Raw genomic sequence first — 1,778 nt, 5'->3', positions numbered from 1 at the left:
CCTCCATGGGGGCCGCCTCGCGCCATTGCGAGGGCCTGGCCGATCTTGAAGCGGCCATCGCATGGGCCAAGGGCAACGACCGCACCACCGTTCTTTCGATCACCACGGATGCCTATTCCTGGGTGCCGGGTGATGCGGACTGGGATGTCGGTGTACCAGAGGTATCGAACCGGGAGAGCGTCAACAAGGCGCGCGCCCACCAGATCGAAATTCGCGCCAAGCAGCGTGTTGGAGTTTGAGAGACATGACCGCAAAATTGACAGCCAAACTCGGTATCGCCCCCATCGCCTGGTGGAACGACGATCTTGCCGAACTCTCGGACGACGTGAGCCTGGAAGAATGCCTGCGCCAGGCTTCTGCCGCCGGTTTCACCGGCATGGAGACCGGCCGCCGCTTCCCGATGGACATGGCCGAACTGGGTCCGATCCTTGCCAAATACGGCATTTCCGTCTGCGGTGGCTGGTTCTCGGGCCTGCTGCTCGATAGCGATATCGAAGTGGAAAAAGACCGTATCGCCGAGCAGATGGCCTTCTTCAAGGCGGCAGGCGCACCATGCATCGTCTATGGCGAGACCGCCCGCTCCGTGCAGGGTGTGAAGTCCGCACCGCTTTCCACCAAGCCGAAGCTGACGGAAGCCGAGACCGCAGCCTATGGCCGCAAGATGAGCGACTTTGCCGATTGGTGCCACGCGCAGGGCATGCCGATCAGCTATCACCACCACATGGCAGCGGCGATCGAGACCGAGGCCGAACTCGATCTCTTCATGAAGCATTCCAAAGTGCCACTGCTCTTTGACGCTGGGCACATGGCCTTTGCCGGTGGTGACGTCATCCGCGTTCTCGACAACCACCACTCCCGCATCACCCACGTCCACACAAAGGATGTACGCATGGGCGTGATCGACAAGCTCGACCGCAGCAAGGAAAGCTTCCTCGATGCTGTTGTAAAGGGCGCCTTTACCGTGCCGGGCGATGGGTCGCTCGATTTCGAGACGATTGTCAAGCGCTGCGCGCATCACGGCTATCAGGGCTGGTTCGTGGTTGAAGCCGAGCAGGATCCGAAGGTTTCCCCGCCGCTGGAAATGGCAAAGAAGGGCCACAAGGAATTGCTGCGCGTGATGGCGGCTGCCGGTTACGAGGTGGCGCAATAGACCGCGAGGATGGCAAAGTCTGCATCGTTCAGGTGCAACTCACGGGCTGGAGCGGCGACTGCGAGGCGCCTGACTGCCGCCGGTTCCGAAGACGCGCGTTACAGGCCCCATGGGGCGAGATGCAATGCTGCAGTCGTAAGCCTCCGCGATCGGCATCGGATTAACACGCATTGTTTACAGGCCGACTTCGCCAACCCTGATGATGCAGGCCCTCTACACTTCATGAAGTCAACAGGCGGTTCTGGCGTCTGGAGTTGTTGTTTAACGCCGGCACTCTGACTGCTTGGGGGCGAGATCCTTGACACAAAGCAGGAACTCTTCGACGTCTCTTCGCGACGAATGTACGCCGCCCAAATATTCTGAATCAGCACGCCATACACATGATGATCCGCGATGGCTTTGACAGCGTGAATGGGCCAGCCCTTTCAACGCCCACTGTGCCGGCGAGGGATCACGCTGATGGGCAACGCCGGCCTTCCGGCAATAGGCAACGGCATCCGCTTCAACGGTTGGCTGTCGGCTGGATGGCTTTCGACAACGAAGACTTACTGCAGGCCTGATTCGAGAGCGTGCCTTGGATTCCCTTGTTTCCGAACACGCCCGCCTGATCACAGCTGCTAAGCAATTG

Annotated in this window: 1 protein-coding gene and 1 pseudogene; both read left to right on the top strand. The window is 60.0% G+C overall.

The genetic code is table 11. The annotated features are described in order from the left end of the window. Positions 1-239: pseudogene (locus A3AY_RS39965) on the top strand (3D-(3,5/4)-trihydroxycyclohexane-1,2-dione acylhydrolase (decyclizing)); the annotation flags it as partial. 17 nt (positions 240-256) lie between these two features. Continuing rightward, positions 257-1,150 (top strand): myo-inosose-2 dehydratase, encoded by an 894-nt coding sequence (iolE, locus tag A3AY_RS0131855; protein ID WP_026204040.1) that lies wholly within the window; start codon positions 257-259, stop codon positions 1,148-1,150. The last annotated feature ends 628 nt before the right edge of the window (positions 1,151-1,778 follow it).

It is taken from the genome of Rhizobium giardinii bv. giardinii H152 (assembly GCF_000379605.1).
Taxonomy (GTDB): domain Bacteria; phylum Pseudomonadota; class Alphaproteobacteria; order Rhizobiales; family Rhizobiaceae; genus Pararhizobium; species Pararhizobium giardinii.
Note: the sequence above shows the minus strand (reverse complement) of the source record. Positions and strands in the feature narration are given on the sequence as shown.